Origin of the sequence: Citrobacter sp. RHB35-C21, assembly GCF_013816515.1 — a bacterium.
In the GTDB taxonomy this organism is placed as follows: Bacteria; Pseudomonadota; Gammaproteobacteria; order Enterobacterales; family Enterobacteriaceae; genus Citrobacter; species Citrobacter braakii.
This window is the reverse complement of sequence record NZ_CP057147.1, coordinates 571138-596021: the sequence shown is the minus strand read 5'-3', so window position 1 is coordinate 596021 and position 24884 is coordinate 571138. Positions and strand designations below refer to the sequence as shown.

25 protein-coding genes are annotated in these 24884 nt (G+C 53.0%); 16 read left to right on the top strand and 9 right to left on the bottom strand.

The window, feature by feature from the left end; all coding sequences use genetic code 11:
* Positions 1 to 34 precede the first annotated feature (34 nt).
* The 3 genes from HVZ39_RS02925 to sstT all read left to right on the top strand — a co-directional run bounded on the left by HVZ39_RS02925 (position 35) and on the right by sstT (position 3760).
* A complete protein-coding gene (locus HVZ39_RS02925; protein ID WP_181633199.1) occupies positions 35 to 1033 on the top strand; it encodes a Gfo/Idh/MocA family oxidoreductase in 999 nt (332 codons plus the stop codon).
* 271 nt (positions 1034 to 1304) lie between these two features.
* Complete coding sequence (locus HVZ39_RS02920; protein WP_016154611.1) at positions 1305 to 2273, top strand: TerC family protein; 969 nt, start codon at positions 1305 to 1307, stop codon at positions 2271 to 2273.
* 242 nt (positions 2274 to 2515) lie between these two features.
* Positions 2516 to 3760, top strand: a complete 1245-nt coding sequence (gene sstT, locus HVZ39_RS02915) for a serine/threonine transporter SstT (protein WP_016154612.1) — start codon at positions 2516 to 2518, stop codon at positions 3758 to 3760.
* A gap of 14 nt (positions 3761 to 3774) precedes the next feature.
* On the opposite strand, the gene HVZ39_RS02910 is transcribed toward sstT, so the two are convergent.
* The 3 genes from HVZ39_RS02910 to uxaC all read right to left on the bottom strand — a co-directional run bounded on the left by HVZ39_RS02910 (position 3775) and on the right by uxaC (position 7451).
* Positions 3775 to 4329, bottom strand: coding sequence for a YgjV family protein (locus HVZ39_RS02910; RefSeq protein ID WP_016154613.1), 555 nt, complete (start codon positions 4327 to 4329; stop codon positions 3775 to 3777).
* Positions 4330 to 4535: 206 nt separating this feature from the next.
* Positions 4536 to 6023, bottom strand: coding sequence for an altronate dehydratase family protein (locus HVZ39_RS02905; RefSeq protein ID WP_181633198.1), 1488 nt, complete (start codon positions 6021 to 6023; stop codon positions 4536 to 4538).
* A gap of 15 nt (positions 6024 to 6038) precedes the next feature.
* The gene (uxaC, locus tag HVZ39_RS02900; protein ID WP_053389275.1) at positions 6039 to 7451 is read right to left on the bottom strand and encodes a glucuronate isomerase; all 1413 of its coding nucleotides are present in this window, start codon (positions 7449 to 7451) and stop codon (positions 6039 to 6041) included.
* A gap of 472 nt (positions 7452 to 7923) precedes the next feature.
* On the opposite strand from uxaC, the gene HVZ39_RS02895 reads away from it, so the two are divergent.
* The 11 genes from HVZ39_RS02895 to HVZ39_RS02845 all read left to right on the top strand — a co-directional run bounded on the left by HVZ39_RS02895 (position 7924) and on the right by HVZ39_RS02845 (position 15202).
* Positions 7924 to 9225: an MFS transporter gene (locus HVZ39_RS02895; RefSeq protein WP_016154616.1), complete on the top strand. Its 1302-nt coding sequence runs from the start codon at positions 7924 to 7926 to the stop codon at positions 9223 to 9225.
* A 134-nt stretch (positions 9226 to 9359) separates the two neighbouring features.
* On the top strand, positions 9360 to 10136 hold the full coding sequence (gene exuR / locus HVZ39_RS02890) for a transcriptional regulator ExuR (RefSeq protein ID WP_047499647.1): 777 nt from the start codon (positions 9360 to 9362) through the stop codon (positions 10134 to 10136).
* Positions 10137 to 10484: 348 nt separating this feature from the next.
* Positions 10485 to 11147, top strand: coding sequence for a DedA family general envelope maintenance protein YqjA (yqjA, locus tag HVZ39_RS02885; RefSeq protein WP_003024820.1), 663 nt, complete (start codon positions 10485 to 10487; stop codon positions 11145 to 11147).
* A gap of 18 nt (positions 11148 to 11165) precedes the next feature.
* A complete protein-coding gene (gene mzrA, locus HVZ39_RS02880; protein WP_029139667.1) occupies positions 11166 to 11534 on the top strand; it encodes an EnvZ/OmpR regulon moderator MzrA in 369 nt (122 codons plus the stop codon).
* A 147-nt stretch (positions 11535 to 11681) separates the two neighbouring features.
* Positions 11682 to 12050, top strand: coding sequence for a DUF1090 domain-containing protein (locus HVZ39_RS02875; protein ID WP_016154619.1), 369 nt, complete (start codon positions 11682 to 11684; stop codon positions 12048 to 12050).
* A gap of 33 nt (positions 12051 to 12083) precedes the next feature.
* The gene (locus HVZ39_RS02870) at positions 12084 to 12389 is read left to right on the top strand and encodes a YqjD family protein (RefSeq protein WP_003024832.1); all 306 of its coding nucleotides are present in this window, start codon (positions 12084 to 12086) and stop codon (positions 12387 to 12389) included.
* Positions 12390 to 12391: 2 nt separating this feature from the next.
* On the top strand, positions 12392 to 12787 hold the full coding sequence (locus HVZ39_RS02865) for a phage holin family protein (protein WP_016157537.1): 396 nt from the start codon (positions 12392 to 12394) through the stop codon (positions 12785 to 12787).
* Entirely contained in the window at positions 12787 to 13086 is a 300-nt protein-coding gene (locus HVZ39_RS02860) for a YqjK-like family protein (RefSeq protein WP_003024845.1), read from the top strand. Before HVZ39_RS02865 ends, HVZ39_RS02860 begins: the two co-directional genes overlap by 1 nt.
* A 174-nt stretch (positions 13087 to 13260) precedes the next feature.
* The gene (locus tag HVZ39_RS02855) at positions 13261 to 13653 is read left to right on the top strand and encodes a DoxX family protein (protein WP_003024847.1); all 393 of its coding nucleotides are present in this window, start codon (positions 13261 to 13263) and stop codon (positions 13651 to 13653) included.
* Positions 13654 to 13725: 72 nt separating this feature from the next.
* On the top strand, positions 13726 to 14712 hold the full coding sequence (gene yqjG / locus HVZ39_RS02850) for a glutathionyl-hydroquinone reductase YqjG (RefSeq protein WP_181633197.1): 987 nt from the start codon (positions 13726 to 13728) through the stop codon (positions 14710 to 14712).
* Between the two features lie 124 nt (positions 14713 to 14836).
* A complete protein-coding gene (locus HVZ39_RS02845; protein ID WP_181633196.1) occupies positions 14837 to 15202 on the top strand; it encodes a DUF805 domain-containing protein in 366 nt (121 codons plus the stop codon).
* A gap of 64 nt (positions 15203 to 15266) precedes the next feature.
* On the opposite strand, the gene yhaJ is transcribed toward HVZ39_RS02845, so the two are convergent.
* Positions 15267 to 16163: a DNA-binding transcriptional regulator YhaJ gene (gene yhaJ, locus HVZ39_RS02840; RefSeq protein WP_016154624.1), complete on the bottom strand. Its 897-nt coding sequence runs from the start codon at positions 16161 to 16163 to the stop codon at positions 15267 to 15269.
* A gap of 104 nt (positions 16164 to 16267) precedes the next feature.
* On the opposite strand from yhaJ, the gene HVZ39_RS02835 reads away from it, so the two are divergent.
* Both HVZ39_RS02835 and HVZ39_RS02830 read left to right on the top strand, forming a co-directional pair.
* Positions 16268 to 16969, top strand: coding sequence for a pirin family protein (locus HVZ39_RS02835; protein ID WP_103284269.1), 702 nt, complete (start codon positions 16268 to 16270; stop codon positions 16967 to 16969).
* A gap of 26 nt (positions 16970 to 16995) precedes the next feature.
* Positions 16996 to 17145, top strand: a complete 150-nt coding sequence (locus tag HVZ39_RS02830; protein ID WP_016157540.1) for a hypothetical protein — start codon at positions 16996 to 16998, stop codon at positions 17143 to 17145.
* A 53-nt stretch (positions 17146 to 17198) separates the two neighbouring features.
* Here HVZ39_RS02830 and HVZ39_RS02825 read toward each other — a convergent pair whose 3' ends face one another.
* The 5 genes from HVZ39_RS02825 to pflB form a co-directional block, all read right to left on the bottom strand.
* Positions 17199 to 18509: a serine dehydratase subunit alpha family protein gene (locus HVZ39_RS02825; RefSeq protein ID WP_016154627.1), complete on the bottom strand. Its 1311-nt coding sequence runs from the start codon at positions 18507 to 18509 to the stop codon at positions 17199 to 17201.
* Positions 18510 to 18533: 24 nt separating this feature from the next.
* On the bottom strand, positions 18534 to 19865 hold the full coding sequence (locus tag HVZ39_RS02820; RefSeq protein ID WP_016157542.1) for an amino acid permease: 1332 nt from the start codon (positions 19863 to 19865) through the stop codon (positions 18534 to 18536).
* A gap of 855 nt (positions 19866 to 20720) precedes the next feature.
* Entirely contained in the window at positions 20721 to 22085 is a 1365-nt protein-coding gene (gene tdcG / locus HVZ39_RS02815) for an L-serine ammonia-lyase (RefSeq protein WP_019077758.1), read from the bottom strand.
* An 87-nt stretch (positions 22086 to 22172) separates the two neighbouring features.
* Positions 22173 to 22568 (bottom strand): enamine/imine deaminase, encoded by a 396-nt coding sequence (locus HVZ39_RS02810; RefSeq protein ID WP_016157544.1) that lies wholly within the window; start codon positions 22566 to 22568, stop codon positions 22173 to 22175.
* 13 nt (positions 22569 to 22581) lie between these two features.
* Positions 22582 to 24876, bottom strand: a complete 2295-nt coding sequence (pflB, locus tag HVZ39_RS02805; RefSeq protein WP_016154631.1) for a formate C-acetyltransferase — start codon at positions 24874 to 24876, stop codon at positions 22582 to 22584.
* Positions 24877 to 24884: the final 8 nt, after the last annotated feature.

The following is a 24884-nucleotide window of genomic DNA, read 5'->3' as shown; positions in this document are numbered from 1 at the left end:
CGAAAGGATCCCTTTTCGCAGCCTGAAGGCCATTATGATACGTTTCGCAGTAATTGGCACAAACTGGATCACCCGCCAGTTTGTCGATGCCGCCCATGAAACCGGCAAATATAAGTTAACCGCGGTCTATTCCCGTAGCCTCGAGCAGGCGCAGACCTTCGCCAATGATTACCCCGTCGAACATCTGTTTACCTCACTGGAAGCGATGGCGCAAAGCGAGGCGATCGACGCCGTCTACATCGCCAGTCCAAACTCCCTGCACTTCCCGCAGACCGAGCTGTTTTTGCGGCACAAAAAGCATGTTATTTGCGAAAAGCCGCTGGCCTCAAACCTGGCGCAAGCCGAAGCCGCTCTCGCCTGCGCGCGCGAAAATCAGGTCGTGCTGTTTGAAGCGTTTAAGACCGCCAGCTTGCCTAACTTCCTGCTGTTGCAGCAATCTCTACCCAAAGTCGGAAGAATCAGGAAAGCGTTTATTAATTACTGCCAGTACTCCTCGCGTTATCAGCGCTATCTGGACGGTGAAAATCCGAACACGTTTAATCCGGCGTTCTCAAATGGCTCGATCATGGATATCGGTTTTTACTGCCTGGCCTCAGCGGTTGCGCTGTGGGGTGAGCCGCAAAGCGTTCAGGCCAGCGCCAGTCTGCTGGAAAGCGGCGTAGATGCCCACGGCGTGGTGGTGATGAATTACGGTGATTTCAGCGTCACACTCCAGCACTCTAAAGTAAGCGACTCGGTGTTAGCCAGTGAAATTCAGGGTGAGCAGGGATCGCTGGTGATCGAGCATATCTCCGAGTGTCAGAAAGTGTGCTTCGTTCCTCGCGGGGGGAAAACCCAGGATCTGACGACGCCTCAGCACATCAATACTATGCTGTATGAGGCAGAGGCTTTTGCTCATTTGGTTGAATCCGGCGAAGTGGATCACCCCGCACTGGCCGTCAGCCGTATCACCGCCAAACTGCAAACAGAGATTCGCCGCCAGACCGGCGTGATTTTCCCGGCAGATGAAGCGGTAACATCGCTGACAGCGTAAAGGTATGTAAAACGAATGTTGCAGGCCATTGACTGAATGCATGGCCTGTAATATTTTGTAACCCGCAAAGGGGAGTAACTTCGTTGTCGGTTGATCGTCATTACGATGTGTGAAAAACCACATCCGGTCGCCGGGCGATAACAAAGGAATACGCCATCGTATTCCTTTGTTGTTGTAAGTGAGACCTTGCCGAATGGCAAGGTCTATGCATAAAAAGCAGCGGCTAACGTCATTCGGCGTTGGCCGTTTTTTTTATGCATGGGGAAATACAATGAATACTGTCGGCACACCGTTGTTATGGGGTGGCTTCGCTGTCGTGGTGGTAATTATGCTGGCCATCGACCTGCTGTTGCAGGGTCGTCGTGGCGCGCATACGATGTCGATGAAGCAGGCTGCGGCCTGGTCAATCGTTTGGGTAACGCTGTCGTTACTGTTTAACGCCGTCTTCTGGTGGTACCTGGCACAAACTCAGGGCCGCGCCGTTGCCGACCCACAGGCGCTGGCTTTCCTTACCGGCTATTTGATCGAAAAATCGCTGGCAGTAGATAACGTCTTTGTCTGGTTGATGCTGTTCAGCTACTTCTCCGTACCGCCTGCGTTGCAGCGTCGGGTATTGGTGTATGGCGTGCTGGGAGCCATTGTTCTGCGTACGATCATGATCTTCGCCGGCAGTTGGCTTATCACCCAATTTGAGTGGCTGTTGTACGTGTTCGGTGCATTCCTGCTGTTTACCGGCGTGAAGATGGCGCTGGCGAAAGAAGATGCTTCCGGTATTGGCGACAGACCGTTAGTACGCTGGCTGCGCGGTCATTTGCGCATGACCGATACCATCGAAGATGAAAAATTCTTCGTGCGTAAAAACGGCCTGCTGTTTGTTACGCCGCTGATGCTGGTGTTGATTCTGGTTGAGCTGAGCGACGTCATTTTCGCCGTCGACAGTATTCCGGCTATCTTTGCCGTCACTACCGACCCGTTCATCGTGCTGACCTCAAACCTGTTTGCTATTTTGGGTCTGCGCGCAATGTACTTCCTGCTGGCGGGCGTGGCGGAGCGTTTCTCCATGCTGAAGTACGGTTTGTCGGTCATTCTGGTGTTTATCGGTATTAAGATGCTGATCGTCGATTTCTACCATATCCCGATCGCTATCTCGTTAGGCGTGGTATTTGGCATTCTGTTTGTGACGCTGATTGTGAACGCCTGGGTCAACCACCAGCACGATAAAAAGCAGCAAATACAGTAAGTTTCATCTGCTAGCTGAAAAGCCCGACAGCACACTGCGTGCGTCGGGCTTTTTGTTTATCATGTCAAAATAATGTTAACTCAAAGTTATAAAATATGATCTCAACGCAAAATCCAGGATATTTCGCTTCCAGAACCCTGTTCTTTCCTTATACTCAGCCATGCAAACATTTGCCCCATCCTGAAAGATGCGTCTACAGAACGCACAAAGGCTGGGCAACAACACAATGAAAGGATTACTACATGACTACGCAACGTTCATCGGGGCTATTCTCGCGCTTGGCGCAAGGGAGCCTGGTTAAACAAATTTTGATCGGTTTGGTTCTGGGGATTTTACTGGCACTGGTGTCAAAACCTGCGGCAGAAGCCGTTGGTTTACTGGGTACTCTGTTCGTCGGCGCGTTAAAAGCCGTCGCACCAATTCTGGTTCTGATGCTGGTAATGGCTTCTATCGCCAACCACCAGCACGGGCAAAAAACCAATATCCGCCCAATTCTGTTCCTCTACCTGCTCGGAACATTTTCCGCAGCGTTAGCGGCCGTTGTCTTCAGCTTCGCCTTCCCATCGACACTGCATCTTTCCAGCAGCGCCAGCGATATCGTACCGCCGTCCGGCATTATCGAAGTGATGCGTGGCCTGCTAATGAGCATGGTTTCTAACCCAATTGATGCACTGCTTAACGCCAACTACATCGGCATCCTGGTTTGGGCTGTCGGTCTGGGCTTTGCGCTGCGTCACGGTAATGAAACGACCAAAAATCTGGTCAACGATATGTCCAACGCTGTTACCTTTATGGTGAAGCTGGTGATTCGTTTCGCGCCGATCGGTATCTTCGGCCTGGTCTCCTCCACGCTGGCAACCACCGGTTTCGCCACGCTTTGGGGCTACGCACATCTGCTGACCGTGCTGGTAGGCTGTATGCTGCTGGTAGCGTTGGTGGTCAACCCGCTGCTGGTATTCTGGAAAATTCGCCGCAACCCATATCCGTTAGTGCTGGCCTGTCTGCGTGAAAGCGGCGTGTACGCCTTCTTTACCCGCAGCTCCGCGGCAAACATTCCGGTGAATATGGCGCTGTGTGAGAAGCTGAACCTGGATCGTGATACCTATTCGGTGTCTATCCCGCTGGGAGCTACCATCAATATGGCTGGCGCGGCGATCACCATTACCGTGTTGACGCTGGCGGCGGTAAATACGTTGGGTATTCCGGTCGATTTACCGACGGCGCTGTTACTGAGCGTGGTGGCTTCGCTGTGCGCCTGCGGCGCATCGGGCGTGGCGGGCGGTTCTCTGCTGCTGATCCCACTGGCATGTAATATGTTCGGTATCCCGAATGACATCGCCATGCAGGTCGTTGCCGTTGGCTTTATCATCGGCGTATTGCAGGATTCCTGTGAAACGGCGCTGAACTCTTCTACAGACGTCCTGTTTACCGCTGCGGCCTGCCAGGCTGAAGACGAACGTCTGGCAAATAACGCCCTGCGCGGCTAATCTCTGCCCCTCTGTCACCGGACGGAGGGGTTCTCTTCTTGTACGCTTTTTTCAATTTTGAATGGATCAATTCCGCGTTTTTGCATCCGCCGGAAGCGAATAATGTTCAGGCCGTTCATCACCAGAAAACTACCTTCGATCATCGTCCCACCAATCGATCCCAACCAGAAATTATGGATAACCCAACAGGCGGTTGCGCACCACATTACGCAGCGCACGGTCAGCCCCTGGCAGCGAAACAGCGCCCAGGTGCTGGCCAGCGTGCCGATAATCGGCAACAGCTCCATCGCATGCTGTAATTTCGCCAGCCCGAGAACCAGGGTGAGGATAATAAAAACGGTCATTACCCATAGTTTGCGGGTATGCATCGAGACGAGTGTGCGGATGGTGTTTAGCTCTGCACTCATTCCCGCAGGCCAGGCGCCCATCAGAAAAAAATGCACGCCAATGGTGGCGCTGTAGACGGCAAGTTGCAGCCGGAACCGGCGCTCATCTCGATTGAAAAAGGTGGTAATGCCGATCAAAAAGGCGATGACACCTACGCCCTGGGCCAGCCAATACGCGGTCATGGGAGATCCTTGTGAGGAAACGCAAATACAAACGGCGCCCCATATTATGAAACGCCGTTTTTAAAATCCACTCCATTTCGATTACCCAAAAGATTTCGTGCTACCGCAAGGCGGTAAGTTCAGACATCCCCGGGAGCTTACTGGAGTAAGTGACCGGGGTGAATGGACGCAGCCAACGCGGCTGTCACGCGAAAGATGAAGGGTAATTACAATGTTACGCCGCTTTTAAAGATAGCCAGTTCCCGGAAATCGTTGCGCTCGTTGCAGGTTTGCTTGCCATTGGCGAACTCAACGATCGTATCGACAAACTCGCTCAGTAGCTGAGGCATCGCTTTACCATGGATCAGCTGTCCGGCGTCAAAATCGATCCAGTGTTTTTTCTTGGCCGCCAGCTCGCTGTTGGTCGCAATTTTCACCGTCGGCACAAAACCGCCGTACGGCGTACCGCGGCCGGTGCTGAACAGCACCATATGACAGCCCGCGCCCGCGAGGGCACTGGTAGCAACCGCATCGTTACCCGGCGCGCTCAGTAAGTTCAGGCCGTGTGTCTTCAGGCGTTCGCCGTAGCGCAGTACATCCACCACCTGGCTGGAGCCCGCTTTTTGCGTGCAGCCCAGAGATTTATCTTCCAGCGTGGTGATCCCGCCCGCTTTGTTGCCCGGCGATGGATTCTCGTAAATCGGCTGGTCGTGAGCAATGAAGTACTGCTTAAAGTCATTGACCATGGTCACCAGCTTGCCGAAAGTTTCTTCGTCATGGCAGTGGTCCATCAGCAGCTGCTCGGCACCGAACATTTCCGGTACTTCAGTCAGCACGGTGGTGCCGCCGTTGGCAATCACGTAGTCGGAAAAACGCCCCAGCATTGGGTTGGCGGTAATACCGGACAGGCCGTCAGAGCCGCCGCATTCCAGACCAAACTTCAGCTCGCCCAGCTTACCCGGCTCACGCTTATCGTTACGCATCACGTTGTACAACTGATGGAGATGTTCAATCCCCGCTTCCACTTCGTCTTCCTGATGTTGGCAGACCATAAAGTGAACACGCTCAGGATCGTACTCGCCTAAGGTTTCGCGGAAGGCATCAACCTGGTTGTTTTCACAGCCCAGGCCGACCACCAGCACCGCACCCGCATTCGGGTGGCGCACCATATTTTGCAGCATGGTACGGGTGTTGATGTGGTCGTCACCCAGTTGCGAACAGCCGTAGGTGTGACTGAAAAGATGCACGCCGTCGATACCCTCGGCGTCGTTGGTCTCTTTCAGAAAGCGGTTCTGCATCTGACGCGCCATAGCGTTGACGCAGCCGACCGTCGGCAGGATCCACAGTTCGTTGCGCACGCCGACCTCGCCGTTGGCGCGACGATAGATCTGTACATCGCGATCGGCGGGTTGAACAAGCTCTGCCTGAAAATCAGGGTGGTAGCTATACGTGTCCAGGTCGCTCAGATTCGTGCGCGTGTTGTGAGCATGAATATGCTCACCCGCCGCCACGTCCACCAACGTATGACCGATTGGCAAACCGTATTTAATGACGTTTTCGCCTTGCGCAATATCGCATAAAGCGAATTTATGGCCACGAGAAACCGCTTGGCGCAGGATTACCGCTTGCCCATCAACGGTGACTTCAGTTCCTTCAGCCAAATCAGCGAGCGCTACCGCGACGTTATCCAGCGTATGGATCTTGATGTATTGCATACCTTCACCCAGGCCTTAGTTCAGTTCAATGGCGAAATAATCACGCGCATTGTTGAAGCAAATATTTCTGACCATTTCACCCAACAGCTGAATATCTGCCGGCGCTTCACCTGCAGCAACCCAACGGCCAATCATCTGGCACAGGATGCGACGGAAGTATTCATGGCGCGTGTATGACAGGAAGCTACGGCTATCGGTCAGCATGCCGACGAAACGGCTCAGCAGACCGAGCTGGGCCAGTTGCGTCATCTGACGTTCCATACCGTCTTTCTGATCGTTGAACCACCAGCCGGAACCGAACTGCATCTTGCCCGGCATACCTTCGCCCTGGAAGTTGCCGATCATGGTGCCCAGCACTTCGTTATCGCGCGGGTTCAGGCAGTAGAGAATGGTTTTCGGCAGCAGGTTCTGTTCGTTCTGCTTGCTCAGCAGTTTGGACAGCTCTTCGGCCATCGGGCGATCGTTGATGGAGTCGAAGCCGACATCCGCACCCAACAGTTTGAACTGACGCAGGTTGTTATTACGCAGCGCGCCGATATGGTACTGCTGTACCCATTCACGACGCGCGTATTCCGCACCGAGGAACACCAGCACCGCGGTTTTAAACTGGGCAACTTCATGCTCGCTCAGCGTTTCACCCGCCAGGCGGCGTGACAGAATGCTATCCAGTTCAGATTCGTTAGATTCAGCAAACAGCACCACGTCCAGCGCGTGGTCAGAGACTTTACAGCCGTGAGCCGCAAAGTGATCCAGACGTTTGGTCAGCGCAGCTTGCAGGTCGCTGAAGCGGCGGATATCCGTGTCAGACACCTCACCGAGCTTCGCCATATAGTCATTAAAGGTCGCCTGCTCAATGTTAAAGGCTTTATCCGGACGCCAGCTCGGCAGCACTTTCACATCAAAGCTTGCGTCTTTAGCAACGGCCGCGTGATGCTCAAGAGAGTCGATTGGGTCATCGGTAGTACCGACCATTTTCACATTCATCTGCTGCATGATGCCGCGCGCGGAGAATTTGTCCTGCGCCAGCAGTTCATTGCACTGGTTCCAGATTTCGTCAGCCGTTGCCGGAGACAGCAGCTTACCTGTAATACCAAACGGGCGACGTAATTCGAGGTGGGTCCAATGGTACAGCGGGTTACCGATTGTGTGCGGAACCGTGGCGGCCCAGGCGTCAAACTTCTCGCGATCGGACGCATCGCCGGTACACAGGCGCTCAGCGACGCCGTTAGTACGCATCGCACGCCACTTGTAGTGGTCACCCTTCAGCCAGATGTCATACAGGTTATTAAAACGGTAGTTTTCCGCGATTTGTTGCGGTGGCAAATGGCAGTGGTAGTCGAAGATTGGCTGGTCTTTGGCGTAATCATGATACAGACGGCGGGCAAATTCGGTGTCCAACAGGAAATCTTCAGTCATAAACGGGGTCATTATCGTCTTCCTCTCAGCGAGTGCGTCAGATTGCTTATGTTTTGATGTTGACAAAGTTATCACACCAATTTCCATACACTGAAGATATTTTCGTGAGTTAGATCAACAAATGGCGACAAAAAAATTACTCTCAAAGAGGTAAACCGCGCGCCAAGCCGCACCAGTACTGGCTTTGCTGAATCGAAATAATGACCACACGAAGATTCACACTTTTGTGATGGCACTCACCTTTTAAAGATGTATGACAAGTTATCTTTTTGCCGTCGCGATACATAAGCCGACGGAATGCAAATTACCGATGTATCACCATCGGATTAACCGGTACGGAAACCGAATTAGCACAAATATTGACATGGCAGAGTTCGGGGAGTACCGGCTTTTTTTCGGTTACCCCCTCGTAAAAGAACATCCTCCTCCCTGAACTGGAAGATGACCGCTCGTTCGCGGACATAACAAAACGATGAGGTTTTACATGCGTAAAATTAAAGGGTTACGTTGGTACATGATCGCACTGGTGACGCTTGGCACCGTGCTGGGTTATCTGACACGTAACACTGTGGCGGCAGCTGCGCCAACTCTGATGGAAGAGTTACACATCTCCACCCAACAGTATTCCTATATCATCGCAGCGTATTCTGCTGCTTACACCGTAATGCAACCCGTTGCCGGCTATGTGCTCGATGTGCTCGGCACAAAAATTGGTTACGCGATGTTCGCCGTTCTGTGGGCCGTCTTCTGTGGCGCGACCGCACTGGCTGGTAGCTGGGGTGGACTGGCGCTGGCGCGAGGCGCAGTCGGTGCCGCTGAAGCTGCGATGATCCCTGCGGGTCTGAAAGCCAGTTCTGAATGGTTCCCGGCAAAAGAACGTTCAATCGCCGTGGGTTACTTTAACGTCGGTTCCTCTATCGGCGCGATGATTGCTCCGCCGCTGGTCGTCTGGGCTATCGTCATGCACAGCTGGCAGATGGCATTCATTATTTCTGGTGCCCTGAGCTTCATCTGGGCCATGTGCTGGTTGGTATTTTACAAACACCCACGCGACCAGAAAAAACTGTCTGATGAAGAACGTGATTACATTCTGAATGGTCAGGAATCACAGCATAAAAACAGCACCGCCAAGAAAATGTCTCTCGGTCAGATCCTGCGTAACCGCCAGTTCTGGGGCATCGCGCTGCCGCGTTTCCTGGCAGAGCCGGCCTGGGGCACCTTCAACGCCTGGATCCCGCTGTTCATGTTTAAAGTCTACGGCTTTAACCTGAAAGAGATTGCGATGTTTGCCTGGATGCCGATGCTGTTTGCTGACCTGGGCTGTATCGTAGGGGGTTACTTACCGCCGCTGTTCCAGCGCTGGTTCGGCGTTAACCTGATCGTTTCCCGTAAAATGGTCGTCACCATGGGCGCATTGCTGATGATTGGCCCAGGGATGATCGGTCTGTTCACCAGCCCGTACATTGCTATCGCCCTGCTGTGCGTCGGCGGCTTTGCTCACCAGGCGCTGTCCGGTGCGCTGATCACGCTCTCTTCTGACGTATTTGGTCGTAATGAAGTGGCAACCGCGAACGGTCTGACCGGTATGTCCGCCTGGCTTGCAAGTACGCTGTTTGCGCTGGTCGTTGGCGCGCTGGCTGACACCATCGGCTTCAGCCCGCTGTTCGCCGTACTGGCGGTATTCGACCTGCTCGGCGCGTTAGTCATCTGGACGGTATTGCAGAACAAATCGGCCAGCGAGGTCGAGTCGGCTTCGCAAACTGGCGATCCCGCTGCGCAAAGTTAACCAGACACGATTTAACAAGGTTATGTAATGCTAAGCCGCCAGTCATCTGGCGGCTTTTTTATCGCCGCGAGTGGAGCCGTAATCGCAAAAGTGGTATAACAAATAGAGTCTGCCGTATCATGCCTGGAGCGCATATGGAAATCACCGAACCACGACGTTTGTACCAACAACTTGCCGCTGATCTGAAAGAACGCATTGAGCAGGGTGTCTACCTGGTGGGTGACAAACTCCCCGCCGAGCGCTTTATCGCCGATGAAAAAAATGTCAGCCGCACCGTGGTTCGTGAAGCGATTATCATGCTCGAGGTTGAGGGCTACGTTGAAGTGCGTAAAGGATCGGGGATCCACGTCATTTCAAACCAACCCAAACACTATGTCGCGCCAGATGAAAGTCTGGAGTTCGCCAGCTACGGTCCGTTTGAGCTGCTCCAGGCTCGCCAGCTCATAGAAAGCAACATTGCTGAGTTTGCCGCCACCCAGGTGACCAAACAGGACATCATGAAACTGATGGAAATTCAGGAGAAGTCGCGTAACGAAAAAAGCTTTCGTGACTCCGAGTGGGATCTCCTGTTCCATGTGCAGGTCGCGCTGGCAACACAGAACTCTGCCCTGGCCGCGATTGTTGAAAAAATGTGGACTCAGCGTATTCACAACCCCTACTGGAAGAAGCTGCACGACCACATCGACCTGCGCACGATAGATAACTGGTGCGACGACCATGACCAGATCCTGCGGGCGCTGATTCGCAAAGATCCACACGCCGCCAAACTGGCGATGTGGCAGCATCTTGAGAACACAAAGCAGATGCTGTTTAACGAAACCAGCGATGATTTTGAATTCAACGCAGACCGTTATCTTTTTACCGATAATCCCGTCATTCATCTCGATACGGCAGCTAACGGCGCAAAATAAACAATCTTAACGATGCAGGCGCGACAAAGCGCCTGTTTCTGACGCTTGGTAAGCATTAGGTATAAAGTGTCAGCCTGTGTAAATCCTCTCGCCTCCCTCCATTGCGATAAGCAAAATCACAGGACAACACCCGTAATTTCTATAACGGACTACGTTGACCTTTGTTACAATTAGTTGTTATTTGAATTTTTGTGTTTGAGAGCTTGCTTACTTCACAACTTTACAGGGAATAGTTCAGGCCGTGAATTTGTGTCAGACCGCGATCCATGTAAAAAACACCAATAAAATTGCGGCGTTACAAACTCCAGAATACCGGCATGACGACAACCGATTCTCCAGGAATATTGAATGGAACTACTGACTCAATTACTGAATGCTTTATGGGCTCAGGATTTTGAAACGCTGGCCAATCCCTCCATGATTGGCATGCTCTATTTCGTACTGTTTACCATTTTGTTTCTGGAAAATGGACTGCTGCCAGCAGCCTTTTTACCTGGCGACAGTCTACTGGTACTGGTCGGCGTACTTATCGCTAAAGGCGCGATGGGTTTTCCGCAAACGGTACTGCTGCTCACCACCGCGGCCAGCCTGGGTTGCTGGCTCAGCTATATCCAGGGGAGATGGCTGGGAAATACCCGCACCGTTCAAAACTGGCTGTCTCATCTACCCGCGCACTACCATCAGCGCGCACATCATCTGTTCCATAAGCATGGCTTGTCTGCCCTGCTGGTCGGTCGCTTTATCGCGTTTGTCAGAACATTACTGCCGACCATCGCAGGATTGTCCGGTCTGAACAATGCGCGCTTTCAGTTCTTTAACTGGATGAGCGGACTGCTTTGGGTTCTGATTCTCACAACGCTTGGCTATCTGCTGGGCAAAACGCCAGTGTTTCTCAAATATGAAGATCAGTTGATGTCTTGTCTGATGCTGCTTCCCGTGGTGTTACTGGTGTTTGGTCTGGCAGGTTCACTGGTTGTGCTTTGGAAAAAGAAATACGGGAACCGAGGGTAAATTATGCTGAAATCATGCATAACACTCCGACGACTGGCCTGGACGACTACTTTTATGCTGTTTATCGGCGCGCTGCTCCTGACCTGGTCGGTCATCCGCCAGCAGGAGTCAACGCTTGCCATTCGTGCTGTAAACCAGGGAGCCACCATGCCTGATGGCTTCTCTATCTGGCATCACCTGGACGCCAACGGCATTCGCTTTAAAAGCATTACTCCGCAAAATGACGCGCTGCTGATCACCTTTGATTCCAGCGCGCAAAGCGCAGCCGCAAAGGTCGTGCTGGACCGAACGTTACCGCACGGTTTCGTTATTGCTCAGCAGGATGATGATAATCAGGCGGTACAGTGGTTATCCCGCTTACGTGATACCCCGCACCGTTTTGGTTAATCTCCAGGAATCTGAATTAGATCACTCACTTTGGTGATTTCATCATTTAGCGCCTATGATTAATAAACTGGGTTTATGACCCATTGCTTTATTATTCTGGAGCATCGGCCAAAGCCACAAGGTCGAATCACAATGGAAGGTTCAAGAATGAAATACCGCATCGCTTTAGCAATTAGTCTTTTCGCTCTCAGTGCCGGCAGTTACGCCTCCACCCTCTGTCAGGAAAAAGAACAGGATATTCAGCGGGAGATAAGCTATGCCGAAAAGCACAACAATCAAAACCGCATCAATGGTCTGAACAAAGCGCTGAGCGAAGTTCGGGCAAATTGTACTGACAGCAAACTGCGCGCCGACCATCAGAAAAAAATCGCCGAGCAGAAAAATGAGATAGCCGAGCGTCAACGTGACTTGGCCGAGGCGAAGCAAAAAGGCGATGCGGATAAGATAGCCAAGCGCGAACATAAGCTTGCTGAAGCTCAGCAAGAGCTGAAAGAACTCGAGACACGCGATTACTAAGTACGGTAACTAGCCACTCAACTGGAGAAAACTATGTCGAAAGATAATGCTACGGAAAACCTGCGCGCTGAGCTGAAATCTCTTGCGGATACGCTTGAAGAAGTACTTAGCTCCTCTGGCGATAAGTCGAAGGAAGAGATGAGTAAAATTCGCAGTAAAGCCGAACATGCGTTACGCGAGAGCCGCCATCGTCTGAGCGAAACCAGCGATGTGATTGCTAAACAGACCCGTGAGGCCGCGGCAAAAGCCGATAACTACGTACGCGAAAACCCATGGACAGGCGTCGGCATTGGCGCTGCAGTCGGTGTGGTACTTGGTGTACTGCTGTCGCGCCGTTAATAATGGCAGACTCTCAACACGCACAAGGTCCAGGCAAAGGCGTACTGGGTATTGGACAGCGGATCCTGACGATTCTCGTTGAGATCGTAGAGACGCGGCTGCGGCTGGCCGTCGTTGAGCTGGAAGAGGAAAAAGCCAATCTCATCCAGATCCTGCTGATGCTTGGGCTGACCATGCTGTTCGCGGCGTTTGGTCTGATGAGCCTGATGGTGCTTATCATCTGGGCCATAGACCCGCAGTATCGCCTTAACGCCATGATTGCCACCACCGTTGTGCTGTTGCTTTTAGCGCTTATCGGCGGGCTATGGACGCTGAGTAAAGCGCGTAAAACAACGCTGCTACGCCATACGCGCAATGAACTCGCTAACGACAGGCAGGCCCTGGAGGATGATGCATAATGAGCAGTAAAGTCGAACGTCAACAACGTAAGGCGCAACTGCTTGGACAGATCCAGCAGCAAAGGCTGGATCTGTCTGCCACTCGCCGCGACTGGCTTGAAGCCACCGAAGTTTACGATCGTGGCTGGAAGACGCTGCTGAACCTGCGTGGCTGGGTGTTGGTCGGAAGCAGTATTATGGCGGTTCGCACCATTCGTAACCCGAATCTGCTGGTACGCTGGGCTAAACGCGGCTTTAGCGTGTGGAGCATCTGGCGTCTGGTTAAATCGACCATCAGACAACAGCAACTGCGCGGCTGATCACCTCTCCTTCCCCTAACCTCAAATTTTTTGAAAATTTCTGACAGTTTTCCTTGCTAACAATTGTCATTAGCCGCGTTTATGATTCTCTCCATCGACAGCAACGACGCACTCTGCGACGTCGTTGCACAAAAAAACACAATAAGCCGCCTGAGTGGTTTCCTGGAGAGTATGATGAAGAAATTAGAAGATGTTGGTGTACTGGTAGCGCGCATTCTGATGCCAATCCTGTTTATTACCGCAGGTTGGGGAAAAATCACCGGATATGCGGGTACCCAACAGTACATGGAAGCCATGGGCGTCCCAGGATTTATGTTACCGCTGGTTATCCTGCTTGAATTTGGCGGCGGTCTGGCCATCCTGTTTGGTTTCCTGACCCGTACTACTGCGCTGTTCACCGCGGGCTTCACGCTGCTGACGGCGTTCCTCTTCCACAGCAACTTTGCGGAAGGTGTGAACTCTCTGATGTTTATGAAAAACCTGACCATCGCAGGCGGCTTCCTGCTGCTGGCTATCACCGGTCCGGGCGCATTCAGCATCGACCGTGTACTGAATAAAAAATGGTAAGCGAGCTATACTAAACGCATCAAAAAGCGAGGAGACATCTCCTCGTTTTTGCTATCCGAGGAGGCGAAAATCATGGGACAACTCATTGACGGCGTATGGCATGACACCTGGTATGACACCAAATCAACCGGGGGAAAATTCCAACGCTCTGCATCAGCTTTCCGTAACTGGCTCACCGCGGATGGCGCACCGGGTCCAACGGGCGAAGGGGGTTTCGCCGCCGAAAAAGACCGCTATCATCTCTACGTTTCTCTGGCCTGTCCGTGGGCGCATCGCACGCTGATCTTGCGTAAACTCAAAGGGCTGGAACCGTTTATTTCCGTTTCCGTTGTGCATCCGCTGATGCTGGAAAACGGCTGGACCTTTGACGATAACTTCCCGGCGGCAACCGGCGATACCCTGTATCAGCACGAATTTCTTTATCAACTCTATTTACACGCCGATCCGCACTACAGCGGTCGGGTGACCGTTCCGGGGCTGTGGGACAAAAAGAACCACACCATTGTCAGCAACGAATCTGCAGATATCATCCGTATGTTTAACACTGCGTTTGATGCGCTGGGCGCGAAAGCCGGGGATTACTATCCACCCGCTCTGCAAACTAAAATCGACGAGCTCAACGGCTGGATTTATGACAACGTCAATAACGGCGTGTATAAAGCCGGATTTGCCACCAGTCAGGAAGCCTACGACGACGCCGTAGAAAAGGTCTTTCAATCTCTGGCGCGACTGGAGCAGATCCTTGGGCAACATCGCTACCTGACCGGGGACCAGTTAACAGAGGCCGATATTCGCCTGTGGACCACGCTGGTGCGCTTTGATCCTGTGTATGTGACGCACTTCAAGTGCGACAAACACCGGATTAGCGACTATCTGAACCTGTACGGTTTCCTGCGCGATATCTACCAGATGCCAGGCATTGCGGAGACCGTTAATTTCGATCACATCCGCAATCACTACTTCCGTAGCCACAAAACCATTAACCCGACCGGCATTATTTCTGTCGGACCGTGGCAGGACCTCAACGAACCCCACGGGCGTGATGACCGTTTTGCCTGATTTACACGGGTCCCCTTTGGGGGCCAAATAATTAATACTGCAAATATTTACCAGTATTCCATTCACAGCTATTCTTAATTTGATTGCTTTAAAAACAAGTAATTGAATACAGAACGAGGCAAAAATGGATTGGTATTTAAACGTATTAAAGAACTACGTTGGTTTTGGGGGCCGCGCGCGTCGTAAAGAATACTGGATGTTTGTGCTGGTCAACATCATCTTTACGTTCGTGCTGGGCATTCTGGACAGAATGCTTGGCTGGGAACGCGCCGGAGGGGAAGGCATATTAACGACGATTTATGGGGTTCTGGTCTTTATCCCGTGGTGGGCGGTGCAGTTCCGGCGTTTACATGACACCGACCGCTCGGCCTGGTGGCTACTGGTGCTGCTGATCCCGATCGTAGGCTGGTTGGTAATCATCATTTTCAACTGTCAAAATGGGACTCAGGGGAGCAACCGCTTCGGCGCTGACCCGAAACAACTGTCCTGATGTAATACACCATCTTGTCGGCCGGATAAGGTGCATTTGCACCGCATCCGGCGTAACAGCCCTGCTATTTACCCGCAAACAGCTTGGGAATTTCCCGCAAACACCAGGATTTCGCTTCGCCCATGCTGTCTCGACGCCAGGCCATAATAATATCAATTTCGCTTGTCGATTCCGGGCTAACCACACGCAAGCGACCCGCCGCAATGTCCTCTTCCACCAGCGGGTATGGCATCGTCGCCACGCCAAGGCCGGCCAACAGCGCCTGGCGTTTATCTTCTATTGAACTCACCGTCAGACGCGGCTGTTTATCCAGCAGTTGAACCGTCAGCACCGGACGTTCACGGGCCGTGTCCGCCACCGCGATTCCGCGGTACTTCACGCGGGTGACTTCCGACAACGGTTCCGGCTCCTGATGAATTGGATGATCCGGGGCCGCCACATATACGTTCATCAACGAGTACAGCTTGCGCGAGTTGATTTCCGAAGATGAGCGAAAATGCATATCCGGCGCAATCACGATATCCGCCCGCCCCTGCTCCAGACGCTCCCACGCCCCGGCCAGAACTTCGGTAATAACGGAAAGCTGGGTATTGGCCTTCCCGGCAAGTCTGTCGATCAGCGGGAAAAACGCCGCCGTCGGCACCAGCGCTTCGGTGACGATGGTCAGATGCGTTTCCCAACCGCGAGCCAGCGCTTCGGCATCGGTGGTCAGCTTATCCGCAGCTTCCAACAGTACACGCCCACGTTCCAGCAGCATACGCCCGACGTTGGTGAATTTTGTGCGATGACCTGAACGGTCGAACAGCACGACGTCCAGCTCTTCCTCCAGCTTCTGCATGGTATAGCTGAGCGCGGAAGGAACGCGCCCCAGTTCGTCCGCTGCGGCGGCAAAGCTGCCACGCCGGTCTATTGCGTCCATGACGCGTAACGCCTCAAGCGTTAAAGCCCTTTCTTTGGCCATCTCGTTCTCATTCAGGAAATTTGAACATACCGGGCAGAATATCTGGCTAACAATGCAGCGTCTAGCCATTTAACATAAAAGGAAGTAAAGAGAGGTCAAGAACTATGATTACTACCCGTACAGCCAAACAATGCGGGCAAGCAGACTACGGCTGGCTGCAGGCCCGTTATACCTTCTCCTTTGGACACTATTTTGATCCTAAACTGCTGGGTTATGCCTCGCTGCGTGTTCTGAACCAGGAAGTTCTGGCACCGGGAGCCTCTTTCCAGCCACGTACTTATCCGAAGGTGGATATCGTCAATCTGATCCTCGAAGGGGAAGCGGAGTATCGCGACAGTGAAGGTAACCATATCCAGGCCAAGGCAGGAGAAGTTTTACTGCTCGCCACACAGCCGGGAATTAGCTACAGCGAACACAATATCAGCAAAGATAAACCGTTAACCCGAATGCAGCTCTGGCTGGATGCCTGCCCGCAGCGCGAAAACGCCTGCGTACAGAAAGCCACGCTGAATGCCGGTAAGCATCAGTTGCTCGCCTCGCCGGATGGTGAACAAGGCAGCCTGCATCTGCGTCAACAGGTATGGGTGCACCACGTTGAACTGCAACAAGGTGAATCGCTGAGTTTTCAGTTACATGGGCCGCGGGCTTACTTACAGTCGATCCACGGCAGATTCCATGCGGTGACATCTGGCGCCGAAAAGGAAGCGCTCACCTGCGGCGATGGTGCATTTATTCGTGACGAAACTAACATAACGTTAGTCGCCGATACCGCGCTGCGCGCTTTGCTGATAGATTTGCCCGTATAGTCAGGGAAAACAATGGAGTACGACTATTGAGCAAAAAATCATCAAAAAAACGCCAGCCGCAGGTTGAGCCGAAAAAACAGGATACTGTGACCTTCGGCTATGAAGAGATGCTGACAGAGCTGGAAGCGATTGTGGCGGATGCCGAGTTACGGCTGGAAGACGAAGAAGCCGCCTGAAAAGGCGGCTTAGAGTTATGCCGGGGGCGATTCCGCCTTACCCGGCCTGCAGATTAATGTGCCTTACTGGCCATGATCTCAATGATCTGCTTGTCGGTTTCCTGCATCGAGCGACACGCCAGCGCACACAGGTTCGTGATAGATTGCTCCACGTTGTGCGCCACAATCCCTTCATTGCCGGTCACAGCGGTATCATCCAGCGCCATCAGCACCGCTTTCCACGCCGCAGATGCGCTGGTTGAAACTTTCATCGCGCAGCTGTTTGAGGCACCATCGCAAATCATTCCGCTCACGTCGCCAATCATGCTGCTGATTGCCATCGCGATGGTGTTGTAGCGACCATCAACAATCCACGCCATCCCCGCCGCGGCGCCCATCGCCGCCGTGGTTGCCGCACACAGTGCAGACAAACGCGGAAGCTGATGATGGATGTAGATAGCGCTCAGGTGAGACAACATCAGCGCACGCGCCAGTTTTTCTTCATCCGCACCAAAGTGCTCAGCCACCACCATTACCGGAACGGTCGCGGTAATCCCCTGATTACCAGAGCCCGAGTTGCTCATTGCCGGAAGCGTCGCCCCGCCCATTCGCGCATCCGATGCCGCACTGGTGCGGATCAGAATAGAGGTGGAGAGATCGTTCGCCAGCAGGCCACGCGCGCACTGCTTCTCAAGCGTGGTTCCGATGTGCAAGCCCCAGTTACCGCGCAGCCCTTCCTGGGACAGCGCACCGTTCAGTTTCGCCGCATCGAGAATAAAGCGGATTGACTCAAACGGTACCGCGTTCACGAACGCCAGAATCTCTTCCAGCGACGTGTGGGACAATACCGCCAGCGGTGACTCCTGCTCCTCTTCCTGAGCGTTCTGTTCTGTCGTGAACACCACGCCCTTATTGGTCTCAATGTGCACAATGTTGGTATGACCACCAACAATCGTCACGCACGCCCATCCTTCAGCGCTATAGACCTTCGCACGGGAGAAGAGAATGTCCTCGCATGGCTCCTGCAGCATCACCGCGACCTTCCCGGCGGTAAGCATCGCTTTCGCATCGGCAATCGCTTGAGGCGAGGCGTCTTTCAGTACCTCTAAACCGGCGTGGGCATTTCCCCCCAGCGCACCCAGTGCCGCCGCGACAGGCAGCCCAACCATTCCGGTACCCGGCACGGTAACGCCCATGCCGTTTTTCATCAGGTTCGGTGAGACCCACGCATCAATGCGTTCAACCGCGCCGTCCAGCTCAGAGGAGGCGACCGCTGCCGCCAGAGCCAGAGAGATAGGTTCCGTGCAGCCCAGCGCAGGCTTAACTTCTTCCTGCACCGCGCGGATAAAACTATCCCATAATGGATTCAATGTAGTCTCAAACATAACAACAACCTTTGCTCAGATATCTCAGGAAAATGCCAGGAACGGAGAAACGCACAGCAGCAGGCCCGTGACAATAATCAGATACAGGGAAGCGCCTTTGTATTTGTGCAGTGCAGGAACTTTGTAGACCAGCCAGGCCGGGATCAGACATCCCACCATGCCGAAGATAGGGCTACAAATAGAAGTGAAGCTCAGTACCGGCGCATTGAGCACAATGGCTCCCCACGCCAGCAGGATAGCGAAAACCATAATGCCGCGCTGAACCAGGGTCTCATTGATTTTCTCGGCTGGCATTTTGCGGCGCAGCACGTTCATCACGATCCCTTGGGTGGCTTCACGGAACCCTAAGTAAACGCCGAAGAAAGCGGTCATTACGGCAAAGATGTTCAGAATAACGCTGACGATTTTCACCCAGCCAGCACCCGCGCCGCTGATAAACTGCGCGGCAATCGCCAGAGCGGAAATGTTCTGCTCATAAGCTTTAACCGCTTCGTCATGGCCCATCGCCAGCGTGAAGGAAACGGCGTAGAAAAAGACGGTCACAAACAGAATACCGAACGCAATATTCATGGCTCGCAGGGCTTTATGGCGTGCCACTTCAATGGATTTATTGCGAGAACGATAGGAGATAACCATCGGGCTTAAGGTCTGAATAAACAGAATCGAGGTCAGGGTAAACGGCAGCGTGATAATCGCGTTTTTGATCAACAGCGCCATCGGCGGCAGTGAACCTACGTTATATAAATGCCACATCCCAACCATCGACACGCCAAGCGCCGCCACCACCAGCAGCTTGGTCAGTACCATACCGGTGGAGATTTTAAACAGCAGTTTTTCCCCGCGGGACGAGATAGCCACCAGGATGCAAATCAGCACCAGGCCATAGAACGGGCTGTCGGACAGTAACCCTTCAGTAACACCAAAAGTATGCAGGTAAGAGGCGCTATCGTTGGTGATGGCGGTGGAATAGACGAACATCCAGATAACCAGCATCACAAAATACAACGCACCTAACAGGATGCCCCAGTTCTTACCCAGATAGCCGCTGATTACGCTCGGGTAGTCTTTACACTCTGGGGACTCAGCCAGCGTATTAATAAACAGACGCTGGAACAGATACATGGCTGGGTAGCCGATGATAGAGGAGAGCAAAAACACCCACAGCCCCATCAAACCCACCTGGACGGGAAGAAAAACAATCCCCGCACCAATTGCCATACCGATACTCATAATGACCCAGCCGGTGTCCATGCTGTCGAATTTAATGGCTTCGCGCCATTCACTTTCGGTCATTCCCGCCCGACGTGCCGGAGCAGATGCGTCGAGTATTACGCTGTTATTCGTTGCCGTTTCCATAATTTTCCGCTCAATGTGTAGGTAGAGGTTTTTATATTTTTTTCGTACTGCCTCAATGCGATACGCAGTACTACAGTGCAGGTGAGCTATTGGAGTAATGAGGAAATCATACGCGCAGGATCAGAGAAAAACTTCACAAACAAACCCCTGTAATTTCTAAAAGTTAAGAAATATTTTCTCTTTTATTTCCATATAAAGAATTGAATTTCTATATTTGAAGCAGATCACAACAAAAAAGGCGCACTAACATGTAATGCCAGTCAGTTAAGCATTATGGAGAACATGTGATTTCGGCTCAGGGTTCCGTTCACCTCAGTGGTATCACTTTTCTGAAACGCAGATACCCGTGAACGTGCACGGTGCACTGACTTCCAGTTAACTCTGTTTTGCTGTTCAGATAAAAAACGCAGGGGGTCAGGTGTGGGCTGGTCCGGCTGAAAATTGCCGACGTGTTTCCGTAAGGCCGGGAGAACCCGCAGGGATGCGGGTTCAGGGCGCGTTTTGCAGGGACGCTACCTCGCGCCCGGCCCGGTAGCCTGGAGGAATAAACGGAGGGGACCGCGGAGCGGCAATTTTCCCGCCGGGAGCCGGGATTGTTAAGGGTACGGCGATAGTACCCTTAACACGTTCACAGGTCGTATTGTCTCAGAGAAGTGATATCACTAAGGTGAACGTAGCAATACGCCGGAGGCAACAGATTCATTACCTCCGTATGTGCCACTTTCCATTATCGCTACTGCCACTCATCCTCGTTAACTGACAAGCATTACGCACTAACGTGCACCTTTTTTATCAGGTCATATTGATTAATTTATTGCTGGATAGCGCTGCGCTTACCAGGCACGGCTTTTCACCTCAGGTACAAACCACTTTAATTGCCAGCCCACCGCGTGAGGTTTCACGGTATTTGTCGTTCATATCTTTGCCCGTTTCATACATGGTCTCGATCACTTTATCGAGCGAAACGCGTGGTTCTGACGTTCGACGTAGCGCCATGCGCGCGGCGTTGACGGCTTTTACTGCGTTGATCGCATTACGTTCAATGCACGGTATTTGCACCTGTCCGGCTACCGGATCGCAGGTCAGCCCCAGGTTATGCTCCATGGCGATTTCCGCTGCGATACAGACCTGCGACGGGCTACCGCCCAGCAGTTCTGTCAGCCCGGCAGCCGCCATTGAACAGGCTACGCCAATCTCACCCTGGCAGCCCACCTCAGCACCAGAAATAGAGGCGTTCATCTTATACAGCGCGCCTATCGCCCCCGCGGCCAGCAAATAGCGGGCAATGGAGTTCGCATTCACCGGACGGCGGAACTTGTCGTAATAGGCCAATACGGCGGGAATAATCCCACATGCACCGTTGGTCGGCGCCGTCACAACCCGGCACCCGGCGGCGTTTTCTTCGCTCACGGCCAGCGCGAACATGTTGATCCAGTCAATAACGTTCATCGGATCGCTGGACAGATTATCGCTGGAAACCAGCAACCGACGTAATGCCACGGCGCGACGCGGAACGTTAAGCGGCCCCGGCAGGACGCCTTCGGTGTTCATGCCGCGCTCAATCCCGGCGTGCATGACGTCCCAAATGGCGGCAAAGCCAGCATCGATTTCCTCTTTGCTGCGCATCGCCAGCTCGTTTTGCATCATCAAGCCGGAAACAGACAGCCCATTGCGCTCGCACAGTTTCAGCAGTTCGCTGGCGGAATGAAAATTGTAGGGCACGTGTGCTTCAACATCATGCACCTGCCCAAATTGCTCCTCTTCAATGATAAAACCACCGCCGACGGAGTAATAGGTTTTGCTTAATAGCCTCTCGGTGCCGTTCCACGCGGTGATACGCATGCCATTTTCATGGCGTGGCAGCGTTTCGGTATGAAAGAGAATATTTTCATCTGGAGAGAAATCGACAACATGCGTGCCCTCAGCAACCGGCAAACGTCCGGTACGGGCCACTTCCTGAGTAAAACCAGCGATTGAGTCTATATTAACGTTTTGCGGACTGTTACCGGCCAGCCCCATCATGATCGCGACATCTGTCGCATGACCTTTCCCGGTCAGGGAAAGCGATCCGTAAAGATCGACCACAATATGCGTGGTTCTGGGGAGTTCGCCGCTGCTGACCAACAGATCGATAAAGCTTTTACCTGCGTTCATTGGCCCCACGGTATGGGAGCTGGAAGGTCCAATGCCAATCTTGAAAATATCGAATGCGCTAATCATATCCACACCCTCGGATTGCCGTTCAGTGAAGACCAGGTTTCACACTCATTAAGGATTGGGGCGATCCTGAGATCGCCCCGCAAGGGATTACAGCGTGTCGCCACGTACGGCGATGGCTTCAATCTCCAGCTTCACATCCTTTGGTAAGCGGGCGACCTGTACGCAACTGCGCGTGGGGTAGATAGCCTGATGCTCATCAAAGAACTGCTGGTACACCTGGTTAATGGTGGCGAAGTCGTTCAGGTCGGATACGAAAACGGTAGTCTTCACGATATCGCTCACTTTCAAACCTGCGGACTCGACGATCGCTTTCACGTTTTCCAGGCTTTGACGTGCCTGATCGGCCACGTTTTCTGCCACTTCACCGGTCTGTGGACACACCGGGATTTGACCTGACGTCAACACCATGCTGCCCAGATCCACCCCCTGTACGTAAGGCCCAATCGCCCCTGGCGCACATTCGGTTGCAATAACTTTTCTCATAATCCCTCCGGCGTCAGAGCGCCTGGGTGAAAGTACGTGAAATAACATCCTGCTGCTGTTCACGGGTCAACGCGTTGAAGCGCACCGCATAGCCAGACACGCGGATCGTCAGGTTTGGATAGTTTTCCGGGTGCTCAATAGCATCCATCAACATTTCACGGTTCATAACGTTAACGTTCAGATGCTGCCCACCTTCCACATGCGCTTCATGGTGGAAGTAACCGTCCAGCAGACCAACCAGGTTGGTTTTACGCACCCCATCTTCTTTGCCCAGTGCAGCCGGCACAATGGAGAAGGTGTACGAGATGCCGTCTTTGGCATAGGTAAACGGCAGTTTGGCCACCGAGGTTAACGACGCAACCGCGCCTTTACGATCGCGACCGTGCATCGGGTTAGCCCCTGGTGCAAACGGCGTACCTGCGCGACGTCCGTCCGGTGTGTTACCGGTTTTCTGTCCGTACACCACGTTGGAGGTGATGGTCAGGATGGACTGCGTCGGCACCGCGTTACGGTAGGTTGGCAACACTTTAATTTTCTTCATGAAGCGTTCGACCAGGTCGCAGGCAATGCTGTCTACTCGCTCGTCGTTGTTGCCGTATTGCGGATAGTCGCCTTCGATTTCGAAATCGACAGCCAGACCGTTTTCATCACGAATCGGTTTCACGCGGGCGTATTTGATAGCCGACAGAGAATCCGCCGCCACGGACAGACCCGCCATACCACAAGCCATCGTGCGATAGACATCACGATCGTGCAGCGCCATCAACGAAGCTTCATAGCTGTACTTGTCGTGCATATAGTGGATGATGTTCAGTGCGCTGATGTACTGCACGGCCAGCCAGTCCATAAAGTGGTCCAGGCTCTCCATCACCGTATCGTAATCCAGCACGTCATCCATCAGCGGTGCCGTTTTCGGCCCAACCTGAATTTTCAGCTTCTCATCCACGCCGCCGTTGATTGCGTACAGCAACGTTTTGGCGAGGTTGGCACGCGCACCGAAGAACTGCATTTGTTTGCCGATAACCATCGGGCTTACGCAGCAGGCAATGGCATAGTCATCGCTGTCAAAGTCGGCACGCATCAAATCGTCGTTTTCATACTGCAAAGACGAGGTGATGATAGACACCTGGGCGGCGTACTTTTTGAAGGCAATCGGCAGCGCTTCAGACCACAGCACCGTCAGGTTCGGCTCAGGCGCCGGTCCCATAGTGTGCAGCGTATGCAGGTAGCGGAACGAGTTTTTCGTTACCAGCGTGCGGCCATCCAGCCCCATGCCGCCGATAACTTCAGTCGCCCAGATAGGGTCGCCTGAGAACAGGGTGTCGAATTCCGGCGTACGCAGGAAGCGCACCATACGGATCTTCATAATGAAGTGGTCGATCAGCTCCTGCGCCTGCTGCTCGTTTAAAATTCCCGCTTTGAAATCGCGCTCAATGTAGATGTCGAGGAACGATGCGGTACGGCCCAACGACATTGCGCCGCCGTTCTGAGATTTCACCGCAGCCAGGTAAGCAAAGTAAACCCACTGCACCGCTTCCTGCGCATTACGCGCCGGGCGGGAGATATCGCAGCCGTACTTCGCTGCCATTTCCTGCATCTGCAGCAGGGCGCGACGGTGCTCAGACAGCTCTTCGCGCAGGCGAATCGTGGCTTCAAGATTCTGGCCCCACTCCAGGTTCGACTGGAGATCGGCAAACTGCAGTTCACGCTCGCGTACCAGGTAGCGGATACCGTACAGCGCGACGCGACGATAGTCGCCGATGATACGACCACGGCCATAGCCGTCCGGCAGACCGGTCAGCACGCCGGATTTACGGCAGCGCAGCATATCCGGAGAGTAGGCGTCGAATACGCCCTGGTTATGGGTTTTACGCAGTTCAGTAAACTGGTATTCAAAATCAGCATCCATCTCACGACCATAAGCATCAAAAGAGCTTTTGATCATGTTGATGCCGCCAAACGGATGCAGAGCGCGCTTGAGCGGCTTATCCGTTTGCAGACCGACGATTTTTTCCAGTTCTTGTTCAATATAACCCGCATCATGTGCGGTTATCGTGGTGGCAATATTGGTATCGAAATCAACCGGCGCGTGCGTCGAGTTTTCAATACGGATGCCCGCCATGACTTTTTCCCACAATGCAGTGGTCGCTGGCGTTGCTTCGGCGAGGAAAGATTCATCCCCTTCATAAGGCGTATAGTTGTGCTGAATAAAATCACGGACATTAATTTCTTCTTTCCAGTCCGTACCTTTAAAGCCATTCCAGGCTTCGGCATACAGCATATCGCTGGTATCGATATTTACCTTCATGAAAAATA

Coding starts and splice junctions, on each gene's coding strand:
- HVZ39_RS02925 (WP_181633199.1), top strand. CDS start 35: ATGATACGTTTCGCAGTAATTGGCACAAACTGGATCACCCGCCAGTTT.
- HVZ39_RS02920 (WP_016154611.1), top strand. CDS start 1,305: ATGAATACTGTCGGCACACCGTTGTTATGGGGTGGCTTCGCTGTCGTG.
- sstT (WP_016154612.1), top strand. CDS start 2,516: ATGACTACGCAACGTTCATCGGGGCTATTCTCGCGCTTGGCGCAAGGG.
- HVZ39_RS02910 (WP_016154613.1), bottom strand. CDS start 4,329: ATGACCGCGTATTGGCTGGCCCAGGGCGTAGGTGTCATCGCCTTTTTG.
- HVZ39_RS02905 (WP_181633198.1), bottom strand. CDS start 6,023: ATGCAATACATCAAGATCCATACGCTGGATAACGTCGCGGTAGCGCTC.
- uxaC (WP_053389275.1), bottom strand. CDS start 7,451: ATGACCCCGTTTATGACTGAAGATTTCCTGTTGGACACCGAATTTGCC.
- HVZ39_RS02895 (WP_016154616.1), top strand. CDS start 7,924: ATGCGTAAAATTAAAGGGTTACGTTGGTACATGATCGCACTGGTGACG.
- exuR (WP_047499647.1), top strand. CDS start 9,360: ATGGAAATCACCGAACCACGACGTTTGTACCAACAACTTGCCGCTGAT.
- yqjA (WP_003024820.1), top strand. CDS start 10,485: ATGGAACTACTGACTCAATTACTGAATGCTTTATGGGCTCAGGATTTT.
- HVZ39_RS02875 (WP_016154619.1), top strand. CDS start 11,682: ATGAAATACCGCATCGCTTTAGCAATTAGTCTTTTCGCTCTCAGTGCC.
- HVZ39_RS02870 (WP_003024832.1), top strand. CDS start 12,084: ATGTCGAAAGATAATGCTACGGAAAACCTGCGCGCTGAGCTGAAATCT.
- HVZ39_RS02865 (WP_016157537.1), top strand. CDS start 12,392: ATGGCAGACTCTCAACACGCACAAGGTCCAGGCAAAGGCGTACTGGGT.
- HVZ39_RS02860 (WP_003024845.1), top strand. CDS start 12,787: ATGAGCAGTAAAGTCGAACGTCAACAACGTAAGGCGCAACTGCTTGGA.
- HVZ39_RS02855 (WP_003024847.1), top strand. CDS start 13,261: ATGAAGAAATTAGAAGATGTTGGTGTACTGGTAGCGCGCATTCTGATG.
- yqjG (WP_181633197.1), top strand. CDS start 13,726: ATGGGACAACTCATTGACGGCGTATGGCATGACACCTGGTATGACACC.
- HVZ39_RS02845 (WP_181633196.1), top strand. CDS start 14,837: ATGGATTGGTATTTAAACGTATTAAAGAACTACGTTGGTTTTGGGGGC.
- yhaJ (WP_016154624.1), bottom strand. CDS start 16,163: ATGGCCAAAGAAAGGGCTTTAACGCTTGAGGCGTTACGCGTCATGGAC.
- HVZ39_RS02835 (WP_103284269.1), top strand. CDS start 16,268: ATGATTACTACCCGTACAGCCAAACAATGCGGGCAAGCAGACTACGGC.
- HVZ39_RS02825 (WP_016154627.1), bottom strand. CDS start 18,509: ATGTTTGAGACTACATTGAATCCATTATGGGATAGTTTTATCCGCGCG.
- HVZ39_RS02820 (WP_016157542.1), bottom strand. CDS start 19,865: ATGGAAACGGCAACGAATAACAGCGTAATACTCGACGCATCTGCTCCG.
- tdcG (WP_019077758.1), bottom strand. CDS start 22,085: ATGATTAGCGCATTCGATATTTTCAAGATTGGCATTGGACCTTCCAGC.
- HVZ39_RS02810 (WP_016157544.1), bottom strand. CDS start 22,568: ATGAGAAAAGTTATTGCAACCGAATGTGCGCCAGGGGCGATTGGGCCT.
- pflB (WP_016154631.1), bottom strand. CDS start 24,876: ATGAAGGTAAATATCGATACCAGCGATATGCTGTATGCCGAAGCCTGG.